Origin of the sequence: Aromatoleum toluolicum (genome assembly GCF_012911005.2) — a bacterium.
Taxonomy (GTDB): domain Bacteria; phylum Pseudomonadota; class Gammaproteobacteria; order Burkholderiales; family Rhodocyclaceae; genus Aromatoleum; species Aromatoleum toluolicum.
Genome location: NZ_WTVS01000170.1, coordinates 1 through 1,857 on the forward strand (window position 1 = coordinate 1; position 1,857 = coordinate 1,857).

The window sequence follows — 1,857 nt, forward strand, 5'->3', positions numbered from 1 at the left end:
TGTATAAGAGACAGCCCCCGATGTCCGCCCTCGCCCAGACTGCCCTCGCCGCCCTGCCGCCCGGCCTCGTGTGGCAGGCCGACCGGCTCGCGCAGTCGTCCGAGGCGGGCATCGCCACCGGCTTTGCGGCACTCGACACCCAGCTGCCGGGCGGCGGCTGGCCCCGTAATGCGCTGATCGAGCTGCTGTCCGACAGCCCCGGCATCGGTGAGATCGGACTGCTGCTGCCCGTCCTGCACGCCCTCCCGGCCGACCGCTGGATCGTCTGGGTCGCCCCACCCCACCTGCCCTACGCCCCTGCCCTCGCCGCGGCGGGGGTGCCACTCGAGCGCTTGCTGCTGCTCGAACCCGACGGCCACGCCGAAACCCTGTGGGCGGTCCGGCAGGCGCTGGCCTCGGGCGGCAGCAGCGCCGTGCTCGCCTGGCTGGCGCGAGCGGACACCGCCGCGCTGCGGCGCCTGCAGCTCGCCGCCGAAAGCTCCGCGACGCCGCTGTTCCTGTTCCGCCCCGCATCCGCCGCACGGCAGCCTTCGCCCGCCGTCCTGCGCCTGCGGCTCGCGGCGCGCGACGGCGAGCTCGCGGTGGACATCCTCAAGCGGCGCGGCCCCGGGCTCGCCGCCCCGCTGCGCCTGTCGCTCCCTCAACGTCCCGGCCTGCGCCGCGCCCCGACCCTCAACGATGCTCTGGTTCGCCCTGATCCTGTCCGACCTGCCGCTGCAGGTATTCACGCGCGGCGTGGATGAGCCGGGCGAACTCGCGGTCGTCGAACACAGTCCCGGCGCGCGCGTGGCGGCGGCGACCCCCGCTGCGCTGGCGCGCGGCGTCGAACCCGGCCAGAACGTGACCGGCGCACTCGCCGTCGCCCCGTCGCTGCAGCTGCGCGAACGCGACCCGGCGCTCGAAGCCGCGACGCTGACGGAATTCGCCGCGTGGGCGGCGCAATTCACGCCCTGCGTCAGCATCGACCCGCCCGATGCGCTGGTGCTGGAAACGAGCGGCAGCCTGCGCCTGTTCGGCGGGGTCACGGGGCTGGTGCGGCGCATCCGTTCGGAGCTCGTTCCGCTCGGCCTGGACGCCGCCATCGCCGCCGCCCCGACCCCGCTCGCGGCACGCTGGCTCGCCCGCACGCACCCGGGCCGGCAGATCCGGGCCGCTGCCGAATGGTGGCGCAAACTGGACGAACTGCCCGTCGAACTGCTCGGCGACGGCGCCGAAGTGTCCCGTGCCACGCTCGACCTGCTGCACGGCATCGGCGCCCGCCGCATCGGCGACGTCGCCCGCCTGCCGCGCGACGGACTGGCTCGCCGCCAGGCCTCCGTCGTGCTCGACACGCTCGCGCGGGCCCGCGGCGAACGCCCAGATCCGCGCCTGTGGTTCCTGCCGCCGGAACGCTTCGAAGCGCGCCTGGTCCTCCCCGCGAGCATGCTGCACACCGAACCGCTGCTGTTCGCCGCGGGCAGGCTGTTTTCCGGCCTTTCCGCCTGGCTTGCCGCCCGCCATGCCGCGCTCGACCGCTGCCGCCTGCACCTGGAACACGAGGACCGCCCCGACACCGTGCTCGAGATCGTCACCGGCGCACCGGGGCGCGACGACGGGCGGATGCTGATGCTCGCCCGCGAGCATCTGGCCGCGCTGGAACTGCCCGCACCGGTCGAGGCGCTGCGCCTTTTCGCCGACAACCCGGTGGTCACCCCCGGGCGCACACAGGACCTGTTCGGCGATCCCGACAGCGCACGCGATGCCGCCGCCCTGCTGCTCGACCGCCTGCGCGCCCGCCTGGGGCGCGAGGCGGTACGCACCGTGCATCCGGTTTCCGAGCACCGCCCCGAGCGCGCCTGGCGCCTCGCGGCCCCCGGC

At 75.2% G+C, this 1,857-nt stretch carries 2 protein-coding genes; both read left to right on the plus strand.

The window, feature by feature from the left end; all coding sequences use genetic code 11:
- Positions 1–20 precede the first annotated feature (20 nt).
- Entirely contained in the window at positions 21–743 is a 723-nt protein-coding gene (gene imuA / locus GPA27_RS28190) for a translesion DNA synthesis-associated protein ImuA (protein ID WP_169143717.1), read from the plus strand.
- Positions 679–1,857, plus strand: a 1,179-nt coding sequence (locus GPA27_RS28195; RefSeq protein ID WP_246261541.1) for a Y-family DNA polymerase, incomplete at its 3' end; no start/stop codon positions are given. The genes imuA and GPA27_RS28195, both read left to right, overlap by 65 nt.

What these genes read in the sequence shown, in the direction of transcription:
- imuA (WP_169143717.1), top strand. Translation starts at nt 21, where the DNA reads ATGTCCGCCCTCGCCCAGACTGCCCTCGCCGCCCTGCCGCCCGGCCTC.